The sequence below is a fragment of the Paenibacillus sp. JMULE4 genome (genome assembly GCF_013337105.1).
Lineage (GTDB): Bacteria > Bacillota > Bacilli > Paenibacillales > NBRC-103111 > Paenibacillus_G > Paenibacillus_G naphthalenovorans.
Genome location: NZ_SGWF01000020.1, coordinates 303,668 through 320,497, shown reverse-complemented (window position 1 = coordinate 320,497; position 16,830 = coordinate 303,668). Strand labels below are relative to the sequence as shown.

Here is a 16,830-nt window from a genome sequence, read left to right as displayed (position 1 = left end):
AGCCAGGAGAGGACGAACTGACCATGCCGGATGCTATGGAAACCATGCAAACCCTCATAGAAGAAATCAATAAGCATAACTATCTGTACTATACATTGGACCAGCCTTCCATCAGCGATGCCGAGTATGATGCGCTTTATGCGAAGCTGGTCGAGCTGGAGGCGGAAACCGGGACGGTACTGCCGCATTCGCCGACACAGCGGGTGGGGGAGAACTGCTCAAAGGCTTTGAGCCTCACCGCCACCTCTCCAGACTTTGGAGCCTCGACAAAGCACAGAATCGCGACGATTTGATGGCATGGTACCAACGGGCTCAAAAACTGGTGGATCAATACAATGCACAGAATCCGGAGAACCTGCTTCCGCCTTTATCTTTCGTCGTGGAGCTGAAATTTGACGGCCTGACCCTGAACCTGACATATGACCGCGGCGAGCTTGTTCAAGCGGCTACCCGCGGCAACGGAGTGGTGGGTGAAGGCATTTTGCCTCAGGTAAAGACGATCAAGTCCATTCCGCTGCAAATTCCGTATAAAGAGGGCGTGATAGAGGTACAGGGGGAGGGGATCATGAACCTGTCCGTACTTGACGCCTATAACCGGACGGCTGCAGAGCCGCTCAAGAACGCACGCAATGCCGCGGCTGGAGCGCTTCGCAACCTGAATCCGAAGGTGACGGCTGAGCGCAAGCTGAATGCTTATTTTTACAATGTAGGCTATTCCGATGCGTTGAAGTTCCGGGATCATCAAGAGATGGTTGCCTTTTTGCGCGATAATCGATTTAAGGTCAGTCCGATGGTGAAATTCCTGGACAGCATCGATGCGGTGGCAGACGAGCTCGAGAAGCTTGCAGAGATGCGCGATACGTTTGATTTTCTGATTGACGGGCTTGTGGTCAAAATTAACGATATGCGTACTCGCGATGTGCTGGGCTATACGGATAAATTCCCCCGGTGGGCGGTTGCCTATAAATTCGAGGCGGAAGAAGCGGTTACCACCCTGCTTGGCGTTACATGGAACGTAGGCCGAACCGGCAAAGTGACCCCTCTGGCCCGTGTCGAGCCGGTGGATATCGGAGGCGTGACGGTCCAGAACTGTACGCTCAATAATATAGAGGATATCGAACGCAAAAATTTAAAATATGGGCTGGGAAGCCTCGTTTATATTAGGCGTTCCAATGACGTGATTCCCGAAATACTCGGCAAAGTAACGGATGAGGCCGATGGGGAGGAGATTGTTGCTCCCGATACCTGTCCTTCCTGCGGACATGCGCTTGAGAAGAAGGGGCCGCATTTGTTCTGTACGAATCGTCTGGACTGCCGCCCGCAGCTCGTGGGCCGCATTACCCATTTTGCGTCCCGCGACGCGATGGATATTGAAACCTTCAGCGAGAAAACGGCGGAGCAGCTCTATGACACATTAGGGGTTCGGGACCCTTCCGATCTTTACTATTTGACGTTCGAGGATTTGATCGGGCTGGAACGGTTCGGTCAGAAGAAGTCGGAGAATTTGATTGCTGCCATCGAGAAAAGCAAACAGCCGGATCTGGCATCCTTTTTATACGGCCTCGGCATTCCAAACACGGGGAAAACGACGACCAAGGAATTGGCGGATCATTACCGCAGTCTTGAGAAGCTCATGCAGGCTACTCCCGAAGAGCTTGTCACCTTGCCCGATATCGGAGGGATTGTGGCCGATAGCATCGTAGGTTTTTTCCAGGATCCTGCCATGCGGCGCAGCATCGAACGGCTGCTTGCAGCCGGCGTAAAGCCGGTCAGTGAGGAAGCTCCCGCTGTCGTAGACGAGGATAACCCGTTCTTCGGCAAAACCGTCGTGCTCACGGGAACGCTGTCTTCCATGAGCCGTGACGAGGCGGCCAAAAAGCTGGAGAAGCTGGGCGCGAAGGTAACGGGGAGCGTCTCCAAGAAAACGGATATTGTCATTGCCGGTGAAAGCGCGGGAAGTAAGCTGACCAAGGCGCAGGAACTGGGTATCCGTATTATCGACGATGAAGAAGAGCTGAAGCGGCTGCTGGGAGAAGCATAGCCCGCGCCTATTATCTAATCGACCGCCGGGATGAGATTTGTCCGGCGGTATTATTTTTGGAGGAGGTTGGATTGGTTATGCTGCATCTTGTGAATGGGGATTGCTTTGCCGACCGGTTGAGAGAGGTTGTGCTGGGAGAGAATATTCTCGTTTGGCGGGAGGCGCTGTATGAGGGGCCCATTTCCGCTGCTTTTACGGATCCCGCGACACGTGAAGCGCGGCCAGCGCTATTTTACTGAAAAAGGGGTTCCGGAGGGATTATTTAGAAGGTACACGGAGGAGCAGGAGACAGTGCTGGAACGGTATCGTGAGCATGACGAGGTTGTTCTTTGGTTCGAGCACGATCTGTTTGATCAGACCCTGCTTATTTACTTGCTCCAATGGTTGGCCGCACGAGAACGGGGGGCGGTATCCATAAATCTTGTCTGCATAGATTCGTTTCCGGGTGTGCACCCTTTTAAAGGCTTGGGTCAGTCGAGCACAAAGAGACGGCTTCATTGTATGGTTCCTGGAAAGAGGTAACGGTTGAACAATTTCAGCTTGCACGGCAGGCGTGGGAGGCTTATGCGGGAAGTAACCCTGAAGCTTTGGTTTTCTTGCTGAAGCGGGATATATCCGCTCTTCCTTATTTGTATCGGGCTATCCTGTGCCATTTGCGCAGGTTCCCGTCGGTGAGGAACGGACTGAGTGCCGTACAGGAGGCCATTCTTGAAGGGGTTGCCAACGGTATAGTTCAGCCTGTTTCTTTATTTGCCCAAATCAGCAATCAGTTCAATGATTTAGGGATGGGCGTCGTACAATTTTGGGCGGAGCTTGACGAGCTTGTTCACGCTGAGCATCCGGTTATTGAGCTGGAAGGAGGGCGTCTTCCCGATTATAGCGGCAATCTGGATTCCGACAGTTTACGCTATGTCCGTATCCGGCCCACTTCATTAGGTTGCGAGCTTCTTCAAGGCAGGGCGGATTATGTGCATGTTTAACGGGATAAAGCGGTGGCTTGGAGGATATCAGGCTCATGGCAAAGGCCCGGTATGGCGCTGGAATGGATCGGTGGAACAGTTAATGTATTTGTAGAAAAAAGGTATTGCATTTACCCCTGGATTTATGATACATTATCCCTTGTCGCCGAAAAGCTTGTCCGAAACAAACGGTGAGTCCTAACGGCGATGGAAATAAAAATCTGTTGCAAATCCTGATGAAAAATGATAAGATTAATTCTTGTCTGACAAAATTTGCAACATTGACGAAAGCTCTTTGAAAACTGAACAAATAAGAACGAATGCTTAGTGCAATAACACATTTGAGCTAAATCAGCTCTGTACGATAAACAAGCGTTTTGACCGGCTCCGGCTGGTGAAAGTCGCCCTTTATTGGAGAGTTTGATCCTGGCTCAGGACGAACGCTGGCGGCGTGCCTAATACATGCAAGTCGAGCGCCAGGGGTGCTCCCTTACGGGAGCCCCCTGGAGCGGCGGACGGGTGAGTAACACGTAGGCAACCTGCCTGTAAGACCGGGATAACTACCGGAAACGGTAGCTAAGACCGGATAGGTGGTTTCTCCGCATGGAGGGATCAAGAAACACGGTGCAAGCTGTGGCTTACAGATGGGCCTGCGGCGCATTAGCTAGTTGGTGGGGTAACGGCTCACCAAGGCGACGATGCGTAGCCGACCTGAGAGGGTGATCGGCCACACTGGGACTGAGACACGGCCCAGACTCCTACGGGAGGCAGCAGTAGGGAATCTTCCGCAATGGACGCAAGTCTGACGGAGCAACGCCGCGTGAGTGAAGAAGGTTTTCGGATCGTAAAGCTCTGTTGCCAAGGAAGAACGCCTTGGGGAGTCACTGCCCTGAGGGTGACGGTACTTGAGAAGAAAGCCCCGGCTAACTACGTGCCAGCAGCCGCGGTAATACGTAGGGGGCAAGCGTTGTCCGGAATTATTGGGCGTAAAGCGCGCGCAGGCGGCCGCTTAAGTTTGGTGTATAAGCCCGGGGCTCAACCCCGGATCGCACCGAAAACTGGGTGGCTTGAGTGCAGGAGAGGAAAGCGGAATTCCACGTGTAGCGGTGAAATGCGTAGAGATGTGGAGGAACACCAGTGGCGAAGGCGGCTTTCTGGACTGTAACTGACGCTGAGGCGCGAAAGCGTGGGGAGCAAACAGGATTAGATACCCTGGTAGTCCACGCCGTAAACGATGAGTGCTAGGTGTTAGGGGTTTCGATACCCTTGGTGCCGAAGTCAACACAATAAGCACTCCGCCTGGGGAGTACGCTCGCAAGAGTGAAACTCAAAGGAATTGACGGGGACCCGCACAAGCAGTGGAGTATGTGGTTTAATTCGAAGCAACGCGAAGAACCTTACCAGGTCTTGACATCCCTCTGACCGGTACAGAGATGTACCTTTCCTTCGGGACAGAGGAGACAGGTGGTGCATGGTTGTCGTCAGCTCGTGTCGTGAGATGTTGGGTTAAGTCCCGCAACGAGCGCAACCCTTGAGCTTAGTTGCCAGCATTAAGTTGGGCACTCTAAGTTGACTGCCGGTGACAAACCGGAGGAAGGTGGGGATGACGTCAAATCATCATGCCCCTTATGACCTGGGCTACACACGTACTACAATGGCCGGTACAACGGGAAGCGAAGGAGCGATCCGGAGCGAATCCTTATAAGCCGGTCTCAGTTCGGATTGCAGGCTGCAACTCGCCTGCATGAAGTCGGAATTGCTAGTAATCGCGGATCAGCATGCCGCGGTGAATACGTTCCCGGGTCTTGTACACACCGCCCGTCACACCACGAGAGTTTACAACACCCGAAGTCGGTGGGGTAACCGCAAGGAGCCAGCCGCCGAAGGTGGGGTAGATGATTGGGGTGAAGTCGTAACAAGGTAGCCGTATCGGAAGGTGCGGCTGGATCACCTCCTTTCTATGGAGTCCATGCTGACGGTAGGTCAGCGGACAATAAGCAAGAAACATTCGTTCCTTATTTGTTCAGTTTTGATGGAGTTTTCCTTCATAAGTAAGGGGCCATAGCTCAGCTGGGAGAGCGCCTGCCTTGCAAGCAGGAGGTCAGCGGTTCGATCCCGCTTGGCTCCACCAATCTTCCCAGAATGACACTTGAAAGAAGCCCATCATTATGGTAGAATGTCATTCGTTGCCGCCAAAAACGGCAGCAGATTTGTTCCTTGAAAACTGGATATCGAAACGAAGCAAAATGCTGAATCATCCCGCTGCGATTTTCGTAAGAAAATCGTCAGCAGCCGATACGTAAGTGTCGGTACCGAATAACCAAATTGGTTAAGCTAATAAGAGCACACGGAGGATGCCTAGGCGCCAGGAGCCGATGAAGGACGTGGCGAACGACGAAATGCCTCGGGGAGCCGTAAGCAGGCTTTGATCCGGGGATGTCCGAATGGGGAAACCTGCGTATCGTAATAGATACGTACCATGCAGTGAATACATAGCTGCATTGGAGGCAGACGAGGGGAACTGAAACATCTAAGTACCCTCAGGAAAAGAAAACAAAAGTGATTCCGTCAGTAGCGGCGAGCGAAAGCGGATTAGCCCAAACCAGGGGGCTTGCCCTCTGGGGTTGTGGGACGTCAACGTGGGTTGAGCAGAGTAGGTGAAGCGGTCTGGAAAGGCCGGCCGGAGAAGGTAACAGCCCTGTAGCCGAAATTCTGCGAAAACCCTAGACGGATCCCGAGTACCGCGAGACACGTGAAACCTCGTGGGAATCCGGCAGGACCATCTGCCAAGGCTAAATACTCCCTGGCGACCGATAGTGAAGCAGTACCGTGAGGGAAAGGTGAAAAGAACCGCGGGAGCGGAGTGAAAGAGAACCTGAAACCGTGTGCTTACAAGAAGTCAGAGCTCGTTAATGAGTGATGGCGTGCCTTTTGTAGAATGAACCGGCGAGTTACGTTTGCAAGCGAGGTTAAGGTGAGAAGCCGAAGCCGCAGCGAAAGCGAGTCTGAATAGGGCGAATGAGTTTGCAGGCGTAGACCCGAAACCGTGTGATCTACCCCTGTCCAGGGTGAAGGTGCGGTAACACGCACTGGAGGCCCGAACCCACGAATGTTGAAAAATTCGGGGATGAGGTGGGGGTAGCGGAGAAATTCCAATCGAACTCGGAGATAGCTGGTTCTCCCCGAAATAGCTTTAGGGCTAGCCTCGGGAGATGCGTCGTGGAGGTAAAGCACTGATTGGGTGCGGGGCCCGCCAAGGGTTACCAAGTCCAGTCAAACTCTGAATGCCACAGACGTTAACCCGGGAGTCAGACAGTGAGTGCTAAGATCCATTGTCAAGAGGGAAACAGCCCAGATCATCAGCTAAGGTCCCCAAGTGTGTGTTAAGTGGGAAAGGATGTGGAGTTGCGCAGACAACCAGGATGTTGGCTTAGAAGCAGCCACCATTCAAAGAGTGCGTAATAGCTCACTGGTCGAGTGACTCTGCGCCGAAAATGTAACGGGGCTAAACACACCACCGAAGCTATGGGTCCAGTAATGGGCAGTAGGGGAGCGTTGTAACAGCGTTGAAGGTTGATCGTGAGGACAGCTGGAGCGGTTACAAGTGAGAATGCCGGTATGAGTAACGAAAAGATCAGTGAGAATCTGATCCGCCGAAAGCCTAAGGGTTCCTGAGGAAGGTTCGTCCGCTCAGGGTAAGTCGGGACCTAAGGCGAGGCCGAAAGGCGTAGTCGAAGGACAACAGGTTGAAATTCCTGTACCACCGTGAACCGTTATGAGCAATGGGGTGACGCAGAAGGATAGTGACGCGAGCTGATGGATGCTCGTCCAAGCAGTGAGGCTGGTGTGCAGGCAAATCCGCACATCGAAAGGCTGGGCTGTGATGGGGAGGGAAAATTGGAGTACCGAAGGTCATGAGTTCAGGCTGCCAAGAAAAGCCTCTAGCCAGGGAGAAGGTGCCCGTACCGCAAACCGACACAGGTAGGCGAGCAGAGATGCTAAGGCGCGCGGAAGAACTCTCGTTAAGGAACTCGGCAAAATGACCCCGTAACTTCGGGAGAAGGGGTGCCCCGGTAGGGTGAATAGCCCGAGGGGGCCGCAGTGAAAAGGCCCAAGCGACTGTTTAGCAAAAACACAGGTCTGTGCGAAGCCGCAAGGCGAAGTATACGGGCTGACGCCTGCCCGGTGCTGGAAGGTTAAGGGGAGCGGTTAGGGTAAGACCGAAGCTGTGAACCGAAGCCCCAGTAAACGGCGGCCGTAACTATAACGGTCCTAAGGTAGCGAAATTCCTTGTCAGGTAAATTCTGACCCGCACGAATGGCGTAACGACTTGGGCGCTGTCTCGACGAGAGATCCGGTGAAATTTTAATACCTGTGAAGATGCAGGTTACCCGCGACAAGACGGAAAGACCCCATGGAGCTTTACTGCAGCTTGATATTGGACTTTGGTACGATCTGTACAGGATAGGTGGGAGCCTGAGAAGCATGAGCGCCAGCTTGTGTGGAGGCGACGTTGGGATACCACCCTGATCGTATCGGAGTTCTAACCTGGTGCCCTAAGCGGGTATGGGGACAGTGTCAGGTGGGCAGTTTGACTGGGGCGGTCGCCTCCTAAAGCGTAACGGAGGCGCCCCAAGGTTCCCTCAGAATGGTTGGAAATCATTCGCAGAGTGCAAAGGCAAAAGGGAGCTTGACTGCGAGACAAACAGGTCGAGCAGGGACGAAAGTCGGGCTTAGTGATCCGGTGGTACCGAATGGAAGGGCCATCGCTCAACGGATAAAAGCTACCCTGGGGATAACAGGCTTATCTCCCCCAAGAGTCCACATCGACGGGGAGGTTTGGCACCTCGATGTCGGCTCATCGCATCCTGGGGCTGAAGTAGGTCCCAAGGGTTGGGCTGTTCGCCCATTAAAGCGGTACGCGAGCTGGGTTCAGAACGTCGTGAGACAGTTCGGTCCCTATCTGTCGCGGGCGTAGGAAATTTGAGAGGAGCTGTCCTTAGTACGAGAGGACCGGGATGGACGTACCGCTGGTGTACCAGTTGTCTCGCCAGAGGCACGGCTGGATAGCCAAGTACGGAAGGGATAAGCGCTGAAAGCATCTAAGCGTGAAGCCCCCCTCAAGATGAGATTTCCCAGTACGTAAGACCCCTTGTAGACGACGAGGTAGATAGGTTCGGGGTGGAAGCACGGCAACGTGTGGAGCTGACGAATACTAATCGGTCGAGGGCTTATCCAAAAAGCACATGAAGATGATCAGCAGCTTGGTTTCGATCCAGTTTTCAGGGCGCAAGTCTTGAGTTTTGTTCAAGCTTGGAGAGATACCCAAGTGGCTCAAGGGGACCCTCTGCTAAGGGGTTAGACTGCGTAAGTGGTGCGAGGGTTCGAATCCCTCTCTCTCCGTTGGCTAACTGTGGCGGCGTAGCTCAGCTGGCTAGAGCGTACGGTTCATACCCGTAAGGTCGGGGGTTCGATCCCCTCTGCCGCTACCATTTTTTTAATTGATTTTTAAAGGTTCGATATGCGTTTATCGAATGATGGAGGCTTAGCTCAGCTGGGAGAGCATCTGCCTTACAAGCAGAGGGTCGGCGGTTCGATCCCGTCAGCCTCCACCATCATATGCCGCTGTAGCTCAATTGGTAGAGCAACTGACTTGTAATCAGTAGGTTGGGGGTTCAAGTCCTCTCGGCGGCACCAGTATCCTGATGCGGAGCCGTGGTGTAGAGGCCTAACATGCCTGCCTGTCACGCAGGAGACCGCGGGTTCGAATCCCGTCGGCTCCGCCATGATTTACATCCTGTAAGGGATGAGAACCCATTAGGGTTCGTCGGAGCTTTAACCTCGTTAGCACTGCATCGCAGTCTCGAGTGAAACGAGAGTATCCCGTCGGCTCCGCCATGATTTACAAAGATTAGACCTGATCTATAGATGACAAGCTATAGTACATAAGGCTCGGTAGCTCAGTCGGTAGAGCAGAGGACTGAAAATCCTCGTGTCGGCGGTTCGATTCCGTCCCGAGCCACCATAGGCTTTTAATCCGGAGGCTTAGCGAAGTGGCCAAACGCAGCAGACTGTAAATCTGTTCTCTGACGAGTTCGGTGGTTCGAATCCATCAGCCTCCACCAGTTCATAAGAGCCATTAGCTCAGTTGGTAGAGCACCTGACTTTTAATCAGGGTGTCGTAGGTTCGAGTCCTACATGGCTCACCATTTGGTGACCGTAGAGAGACCTTTAGAAGGTCTCTTTTTTGCATTTTGTAAAAGTTACTGCAACGACTCACGCCCTCTTCGCTGACGATTCAAACGATTCGCTTCCCCCTTACATTTTCAAGCAATAAGCATGAGAACGGGCTATAATTCCCTGAGGTTGGCTTTTTCTTTAATGTAGTCGGCTGTACGGGAAGCCAACGCCATGACCGTATTCGTCGGATTGCCGGCACCCGAAGTAACAAAGATACTGGCATCACAGATGAACAAATTTGGAATGTCATGCGTCTGACCGTAGGAGTTGACCACGGAGCTCTCCGGGTCCGACCCCATGCGGCAGCCGCCCATCAGATGGGCGGTATCGGGCACGACGAACTCCGGCCTTCCGCCGGCGGCTTTAAGAATGTCTTTCATTGTACCTACGGCATGATCAATAAGCCGCTTGTCGTTATCGCCGTAGCTGAAGGTGACTTTGGCCAGCGGCATGCCGTTCGAGTCCTTGCATTCGCTCAGGGTGACGGTGTTGCCGGGGTCGGGCAGCACTTCGCCGACCATGGTAATGCGCGCATAGGCGTTATAGTCGAGCACCGCTTCACGCAGGCGTGTGCCCCAGACCGGACGGCTGCCGCCCGACTTGGAGATGCCCTGGGCAAAGCTCAGCGGCCTGACTCCGCGGGCGTGCAGCGTGTAGCCGCGCGTGACACCCCCGGTTAGATGATAGAAATCCTGCGTCGTCGCAAGTACCGGCGTTCCTTTGTACAGCCGCACATCGTGATCGAACCGCGCGTAGACGTCGTTGCTGCTGTGCGTCATGAACGCTTTGCCCACCCATCCGCTGCTGTTCGCAAGCCCGTTGGGGAACTGCGCATTGGCCGAGTTTAACAAAAGCCTTGGGGTTTCTACGACATACGCGGAGATAATGACCAATTTAGCCCGCTGTTCATAGGTCTTGCCGTTATGAACGAAGGTGACGCCGGTCGCCCTGCCGTCTTTACCGACGTTCACCTGCGTGACCATACAGTCGGGAAGAACCTCCGCTCCGGCCCGTATGGCTTTTGGAATGTGCACGATCAGTGTGCTGAATTTGGCGTTCGGCATGCAGCCCTGCGTGCAGAAGCCGCGGTTAATGCAGGGCGGCCGGCCCTCAAAGGGCGCTGACAGGATGGCGAGCGGGCTGACCACCCAGCGAATGCCAAGCTTCTCGCAGCCTTTAGCGAACAATTGGGCGTTCGGGCTGATCGGATCACGCTCCGGGTACGGATAGGGGCCGTGGAATGATCCCCAAGGGAAATACTTCGGACCCGATACGGCGATTTCTTTTTCCACTTTATCGTAGTAGGGCGCCAGATCCGCGTATCCGATCGGCCAGTCTTCTCCTACGCCGTCAAGCGTCCTAGACTTGAAGTCTGTCTCGTGAAACCGCAAGAAGACGCCGGTAAAATGCACCGTGCCTCCGCCTACCCCTTTGCCGGAATTGTTGTGCCCCATCTGGAGCGGGTCTGCACCATCTACAATGCGCGTATCCTGCCAGCCCAGCTGCTTCATGGCCAACTCATCGCTGGCAAAGTCGTGCTGCGGGTCGCGAAACGGCCCTGCATCCAGCACTACGATTCGCATTCCGGCTTCACTGAGCTCCTTGGCCAGAACCCCTCCCGCCGCGCCGGCACCCACAATGACGACGTCCACCGTTTCGTTTTCGTATTTCCGCTTCATTCTTTTTTCTTCTCCTCCTTCGCCTCCCAGGGATCGAGATGTTCCATACGAGCGTAGCCGCGAGGGTAAGCCGGTCCGCCAAATCCGATTTCCGACCATATCTCCGGATGGGAATAATAGGCTTCTATGCTCAAGGAAAGCAGCTTCTGGAAAAATACCTGCTGGGGTACGTCCCGCCACACTTCGTGAGGAACCGCCTCGCCCTGGCTGATCTCTTCCATAAGCTGTTTTTTCTGCTTCTCCTCCAGATGAAAGAAAAGCTTCGTATGGATGGACTGGCATGCGGCTTCCAGCGCCTGCAGACCCTGGCGAACCAGCTCTTGGACTGGAGGAATCCCGGGCTTGCGCTGGCTTTCCTCTCCGGAGGCCAGTGACCGGTCGATGTGGCCGAGCACGAATTGTATGATCTCCGGACGGGCGTCATCCATTAACAGACTGCACCATGCTCTCAGCATTTCCGCTTCCACCGTTGTGAGGAAGGTATGGCCCCCGAAGGTTTGCAGCCGGGAGTTAACGATTTTTCGCGTATGTTCATCCCATTCATGCTGTTCGTTCATCACATTGTAAGAGGGGTAGCGGGTAAGACGTTTCATAGGCTGACTTACCTCCAATAGTAAGCGATCAGGCCCAGCACGCTGATCGCGATGTACATCATAGGCATGAGGACAGGCGGGCCGACCAGAAAATTGCGCATGCTGTAGCCGCCTACACGCAAGCCTACGCCGTGAAAATGATAGTAGAAGCCGGCGGTGCCGGTCAGAACGCCGAACCACATCAGGAAAACAAAGACAGAAAGCAGCCAATCCGGGCGGGATATGGCAATCCATATCGCTGCCAGACTGTAAATTGGCGATGAAATGACAGGAGACCACATCGCTTTGTGATGGAAGTTCTGGCGGTAATGCGATAGCGTGACCTGTACCCACACGGCCAAAAAAGCCAAGCCGACAAATAAAATACAACGCGCTCCAAGGGCCAACCGGTCCAATTCATAGGAATCGCCTCCATGTGAGATTAAGCTTGGGGCCGGGGTTGCCCGGGAAAGGTTAAGGAACCGAACGGCATGACGGCCAGTTCCAACGGGGATGTCTTCGACAGATCTTTCAGAACCGTTTCCAGATGATCCGCCGGATGGAAGCCCAGAAGCTCCGTCATGTGACGGGGGAGGGAAGAATGCAAATACACCGGATGGCTGTTGAGCACTTCGTCTACGTGCAATATTTTATGGGCGCCGAGCACAAAGTGCTGTTTCAGCTTGGCCGTCATCCGCGGCCGGTCCGATATCGTTTCGACCCAGTACTGAAACATGCCGTTGCCGAGTCCCTCGGAAAGCTCCGCCGCCATCAGGATCGGCCCTCCCGGCTTGGTAAACGCAGCGGCATTGCGCAGAGCTTTTACCGCTTGATAGAGCTGCCGGTCTTTAGGATCCCCTCCGGGAGATACAATGACGAGATCGTACCGCTTGCGAACGGGATGCAAGAAGCGGGCGGAGGCAAGAGCTGCGCCGGTTCGATGAGCCGAGTGCACATTCCCGGCTACCGCGTCCAGAACATGCCTGTCCATATCGACGATCACGTTGAGAAGAAAATGAATGGGAACGAAGGCATGAGCTTCCTCGAGATCGCGGTGAATCGGATTATCCGGATCCCCAATCGCCGCGCGGTACTGCAGAGACAGTCCGTGATTGTGCTCGATACAGGACTGCGAGGCGACGCCGGGAATCAGTGCTTTCACCCCGCCGGAGACGCCGACCAGGGCATGAGGCTCGATGTTGCCCGTCGCGATGCGAAGCGGCGCTTCAACCACCCGCCGGTTGATTTCCACCGGCGTGCCGTGCGAGGTCGTTCCGACATGCACGCAATCCTCAGGCAGAGCGGAATGATTGTACACCCTAATTCTTTGGTATACGGCCTCCCCCACCAATTCCCGCAGTTCCTCTTCGGTATGCTTCCGATGAACGCCGAGCGCCACGATGATATCGATTCCGTCGTCTTGAATGCCCGCGGATCGTAGCTCTTCAAGCAAAGGTTCCAACAGCAGCGGAGTCGGACAGAGCCTTGTGCCGTCGCTGACCAGAATGACCGCCCGGCTGTGTCCGGCCGCCAGTTCCCGAAGTCCGGGCGAGTCGATCGGTGCCTTAAGCGCTTCCCGGATCAGATGTAAAGAGCGGTCACGCCCTGCGCATGGCTGCTCCTGCATGTAAGTAATCGTCTCGTAAGAACAGGCCGGGGGGATTTCAAAAGAAACAGTTCTCGTACCGTAACGCAAGCTTGGAATGACCTTGCCCTCCTTCGATATTGGCGGGATAGCGTCCGAATGCAGACTCTTAAAAATTATTTCCATATTGCAATAAATTATCCTGAATGATGGAGCGCCAAAGTACGGACATTGCGCCCTTTTTATTTTTACGGCAGTGCAGTTATGCTACAATATAGAACAGCGAACGAAGTAATCTTCATCATTATTTATAGAAGGTTGGGAGCCAGGACATGGATTGGGAACTGTTAAGGGAGCGGCTCGAGAAGACGTTGAACGTTCCGGTAAAATCGGCCAAATGGTCATGGGACGACTGGCGGCGCGATGCGCAGGAAAGCGGAGCGGGGAGCTTGGCCAAGGGTGAGGAAGTGTACTTTTTCGTGCAAAAGGAAGGGCAGGACGCCCGGCTCTTTACGGTGCGGGAGGATGCGGTCACTCCGGTGGAACGCCGGCTTGTCGAGCTGATGCTGGAAGCGTGGAATGTCCGGGACAAAAAAAGCCCGGTAACCGTGAGTGAATTGGAGCGCAAGGCGGGACTGGTACGCGAATGGTTCCGGGAGCAGCAGGAGCTCGGATTGGTCCAGGCGGAGATGCCGGATACGCTGGTGTCCCAGCTGGGGCTGTATTCCACCAAAATTCCGCTGCTGCTGTACGGCGATTACACGACGGCCCGCCGCGTGCAGTATCTTGAGCTGAAGAAGCTGCTGGAGTCGTTTTTTGATGCCGAAATCACATTGATTCCTTTGACAGATAAAGAATGGCTCATGCTGGCGCCGGAAAACATCCTTTCTATAGATGACAAAGAGGATCGCGACCCTGATGAAGAAACGCAGGAGGATCTGCTTGCGGCGGTGGGCTATGGATTGCATGAAATGCTGGAGAATGAATGGGTGGGGGAGTGTCACCTGGCTGTCCATTACCCGATTCTTCCTTCAAAAGAGCTTTATGCAGCTATATTGCAGCTGCGGGAGACGATGATGCTGGGACGGACGTATCATGTTGGCAGCACTACGCATTTGCCATGGGAGCTTCAGCTTGAAAAGCTGGTGCATCTGATCCCCGATGCGGAGAAGGCCGGTTTTTTGGAACGCGCCGCCCAACGTCTGGACCTGGCGTTCGATCCGGAGACCCTAACGACGCTCGAGCATTTCTTTCAGCTCGACTGCAACGTCAGCGAAACGGCCAAAAAGCTGTATATTCACCGGAACACACTGCTGTACCGGCTGGACAGATTCAAGCAGGAAACGGGATTGGACGTTCGGACCTTCAATCATGCGGTGCTGGTCAAAATCGCTATGCTATTGTACAAAGTCACGAAAAGAAAGTGATTTTTTTGTGAAGATTGTGCATAGTCAGCCTGCGGTCAGGTACGGTATGATTTAACCATATCACGATACTAACTCGCAGGAGGAATTAATCATGGCAGGTGTACGTTTAAACCACGTCGTTAAAAGATATCCTGGTGCTGAAGAAGCAACGGTGAAGGACTTTCATCTTGATATTAAAGACAAAGAATTTCTTGTTCTCGTAGGCGCTTCCGGCTGCGGTAAGTCAACTACGCTTCGCATGATCGCCGGTCTGGAAGAAATTACGGAAGGCGAACTGTATATCGGCGACCGTTTGGTGAATGACGTAGCACCCAAAGACCGTGACATCGCGATGGTTTTCCAATCCTACGCGTTGTATCCTCACATGAACGTGTATCAAAACATGGCATTCGGTTTGAAGCTCCGTAAATTCAAGAAAGCCGACATCGACGCCCGTGTACGCGAGGCGGCCAAAATTCTCGACATCGAGCATTTGCTGGACCGCAAGCCGAAGGCTCTTTCCGGCGGTCAGCGTCAGCGTGTTGCCTTGGGTCGTGCGATTGTCCGCGAGCCGCAAGTGTTCCTGATGGACGAACCGCTCTCCAACCTGGACGCCAAGCTGCGCGTACAGATGCGTGCTGAGATCAGCAAACTGCACAAACGTCTTGAGACGACCGTGATTTACGTAACGCATGACCAAACGGAAGCCATGACCATGGGCGACCGGATCGTCGTTATGGATAAAGGCGTTATTCAACAAGCGGCTACGCCGGAAGAAATCTACAACCATCCGGTGAATATGTTCGTAGCAGGCTTCATCGGTTCCCCGTCCATGAACTTCATCAACGGCGGATTTGTAGATCAGGGCGGAAGCTTGCATTTCAAAACTACGGGTATCGATGTAGAGGTGCCGGAAGGAAAAGCAAAAATCCTGCGTGAAAAAGGTTATGTAGGCAAGGAAGTCGTAATGGGCGTTCGTCCGGAAGATTTTCACGAAGAAGCCATCTTTATGGAAGCTTCACCGAACAGCATCGTGAACTCCTATATCGAGGTGGCCGAGAACCTGGGTCATGAAATGTTCCTGTACCTGAACGGTATCGGTACACAAAGCGTCGTAGCCCGTGTAGACGGACGTTCAGGCCTTAAAGAAGGTTCGAACGTGAAACTCGCTATCGATATGAACAAGGTTCATTTCTTCGATAAAGATACGACTGCTTCCATCCTGCTTCATTCCTAATCGCAGCAATGATTCAAAAGGTCAGCCCTGATGGGCTGGCCTTTTTTTGAATCTTCGTGAACGAAAGGGCAGCTTCTTCCGGTTGATTTATGCGCGGGATTTCGTTAGGATGAGAATATTGGGATAAAAAGGAGAAAGAGCACGATGCCGAAAAAAGTGAAAGTATCCGATTTGGTGAAGGAGTTCCATTTGGAAATCATTTGCGGCGAAGAAGGGCTAAAGCGTCCGATTACAACAGCCGATTTATACCGGCCGAGCTTGGAGATGGCCGGCTATTATGAATTTCACCCGCACGATCGGGTCCAGATTCTGGGAAAGACGGAGCTTACCTTCTTTGACCGCTTGTCTTCCGAGGAACGGATGGATCGGATGCAGAGGCTTTGTTCGCCGGAAGAAACGCCATGTATCATTATCAGCCGCGGGATGGAGGCGCCGATTGAGCTGCTCGCGGCGGCAAACGAACATCATATTACCGTGATGCGGACGAATCTGGCGACGACCATCCTGGCCAGCAGACTGACGGGATTTCTGGAGAACCGGCTTGCGCCCTCGACGACAATCCACGGGGTACTGGTTGATGTGTACGGGATTGGTATGCTGATTTCCGGCTCCAGCGGCATTGGCAAAAGCGAGACGGCTTTGGAATTGGTCAAGCGCGGTCACAGGCTCATCGCCGACGATGCGGTGGAAATCCGGCAAACGGCAGACAATCAACTGATCGGGAACGCTCCTGAGCTGATTCGGCATCTGCTCGAGATCCGCGGGATCGGAATTATTAATGTGATGACGCTGTTCGGGGCAGGCGCCGTAAGGACGGCAAAGAAAATTTCGGTGGTCTGCAAACTGGAGATTTGGCAGCAGGATAAACAGTATGACAGGCTGGGTCTGGACGAGGAGACGACGCGCATTATCGATACCGACATTCCGCTGGTTACGATCCCTGTACGACCCGGACGTAACCTGGCGGTCATCATCGAAGTGGCGGCTATGAACTACAGGCTGAAGCGAATGGGATATAATGCCGCGCTGCAGTTTACAAATAAGCTTACAGAGTCGCTGAACGAAGATATGGACGATTTGGAATAGAATTGTACTGCTCATCATTAGGAAG

9 protein-coding genes, 9 tRNA genes, 2 rRNA genes and 1 pseudogene are annotated in these 16,830 nt (G+C 53.6%); 17 read left to right on the top strand and 4 right to left on the bottom strand.

Annotated features, from left to right (window positions below; all coding sequences use genetic code 11):
* Positions 1-23: 23 nt before the first annotated feature.
* The 14 genes and pseudogenes from ligA (at position 24) to EXW96_RS24310 (ending at position 9,209) form a co-directional block, all read left to right on the top strand.
* A pseudogene (ligA, locus tag EXW96_RS24370) lies at positions 24-2,041 on the top strand (NAD-dependent DNA ligase LigA).
* Positions 2,042-2,118: 77 nt separating this feature from the next.
* On the top strand, positions 2,119-2,280 hold the full coding sequence (locus EXW96_RS27920) for a hypothetical protein (protein WP_254611546.1): 162 nt from the start codon (positions 2,119-2,121) through the stop codon (positions 2,278-2,280).
* A 258-nt stretch (positions 2,281-2,538) separates the two neighbouring features.
* Positions 2,539-3,021: a hypothetical protein gene (locus EXW96_RS27915; protein ID WP_254611545.1), complete on the top strand. Its 483-nt coding sequence runs from the start codon at positions 2,539-2,541 to the stop codon at positions 3,019-3,021.
* Between the two features lie 387 nt (positions 3,022-3,408).
* Positions 3,409-4,958, top strand: a 16S ribosomal RNA gene (locus tag EXW96_RS24360).
* Between the two features lie 97 nt (positions 4,959-5,055).
* Positions 5,056-5,131: transfer RNA gene (locus tag EXW96_RS24355), tRNA-Ala, on the top strand.
* A 196-nt stretch (positions 5,132-5,327) separates the two neighbouring features.
* Positions 5,328-8,239 (top strand): 23S ribosomal RNA (locus EXW96_RS24350).
* The 16S and 23S rRNA genes sit together here with 9 tRNA genes alongside, the layout of an rRNA operon.
* 76 nt (positions 8,240-8,315) lie before the next feature.
* Positions 8,316-8,403, top strand: a tRNA-Ser gene (locus EXW96_RS24345).
* A gap of 12 nt (positions 8,404-8,415) precedes the next feature.
* Positions 8,416-8,492 (top strand) — tRNA-Met (locus tag EXW96_RS24340).
* 47 nt (positions 8,493-8,539) lie between these two features.
* Positions 8,540-8,615: transfer RNA gene (locus EXW96_RS24335), tRNA-Val, on the top strand.
* A gap of 6 nt (positions 8,616-8,621) precedes the next feature.
* Positions 8,622-8,697 (top strand) — tRNA-Thr (locus tag EXW96_RS24330).
* 12 nt (positions 8,698-8,709) lie between these two features.
* Positions 8,710-8,786: transfer RNA gene (locus EXW96_RS24325), tRNA-Asp, on the top strand.
* A 163-nt stretch (positions 8,787-8,949) separates the two neighbouring features.
* Positions 8,950-9,025 (top strand) — tRNA-Phe (locus EXW96_RS24320).
* Positions 9,026-9,039: 14 nt separating this feature from the next.
* Positions 9,040-9,125 (top strand) — tRNA-Tyr (locus EXW96_RS24315).
* A gap of 8 nt (positions 9,126-9,133) precedes the next feature.
* Positions 9,134-9,209, top strand: a tRNA-Lys gene (locus EXW96_RS24310).
* Between the two features lie 141 nt (positions 9,210-9,350).
* Here the strand turns inward: EXW96_RS24310 and EXW96_RS24305 are convergent.
* The 4 genes from EXW96_RS24305 to EXW96_RS24290 are packed head-to-tail and all read right to left on the bottom strand — an operon-like array spanning position 9,351 to position 13,262.
* Complete coding sequence (locus tag EXW96_RS24305; RefSeq protein ID WP_074729708.1) at positions 9,351-10,919, bottom strand: GMC family oxidoreductase; 1,569 nt, start codon at positions 10,917-10,919, stop codon at positions 9,351-9,353.
* Positions 10,916-11,512 (bottom strand): gluconate 2-dehydrogenase subunit 3 family protein, encoded by a 597-nt coding sequence (locus EXW96_RS24300; protein ID WP_074729709.1) that lies wholly within the window; start codon positions 11,510-11,512, stop codon positions 10,916-10,918. Before EXW96_RS24300 ends, EXW96_RS24305 begins: the two co-directional genes overlap by 4 nt.
* An 8-nt stretch (positions 11,513-11,520) precedes the next feature.
* The gene (locus tag EXW96_RS24295; protein ID WP_309225211.1) at positions 11,521-11,907 is read right to left on the bottom strand and encodes a hypothetical protein; all 387 of its coding nucleotides are present in this window, start codon (positions 11,905-11,907) and stop codon (positions 11,521-11,523) included.
* 26 nt (positions 11,908-11,933) lie between these two features.
* A complete protein-coding gene (locus EXW96_RS24290) occupies positions 11,934-13,262 on the bottom strand; it encodes a nickel-dependent lactate racemase family protein (protein ID WP_174351618.1) in 1,329 nt (442 codons plus the stop codon).
* A 146-nt stretch (positions 13,263-13,408) separates the two neighbouring features.
* Here EXW96_RS24290 and EXW96_RS24285 point away from each other — a divergent pair, with 146 nt between their 5' ends.
* The 3 genes from EXW96_RS24285 (at position 13,409) to hprK (ending at position 16,805) form a co-directional block, all read left to right on the top strand.
* A complete protein-coding gene (locus EXW96_RS24285) occupies positions 13,409-14,503 on the top strand; it encodes a PucR family transcriptional regulator (protein ID WP_074729710.1) in 1,095 nt (364 codons plus the stop codon).
* A gap of 91 nt (positions 14,504-14,594) precedes the next feature.
* Positions 14,595-15,719 (top strand): ABC transporter ATP-binding protein, encoded by a 1,125-nt coding sequence (locus tag EXW96_RS24280; protein WP_062410080.1) that lies wholly within the window; start codon positions 14,595-14,597, stop codon positions 15,717-15,719.
* Positions 15,720-15,863: 144 nt separating this feature from the next.
* Positions 15,864-16,805, top strand: a complete 942-nt coding sequence (gene hprK / locus EXW96_RS24275) for an HPr(Ser) kinase/phosphatase (RefSeq protein ID WP_062410079.1) — start codon at positions 15,864-15,866, stop codon at positions 16,803-16,805.
* The last annotated feature ends 25 nt before the right edge of the window (positions 16,806-16,830 follow it).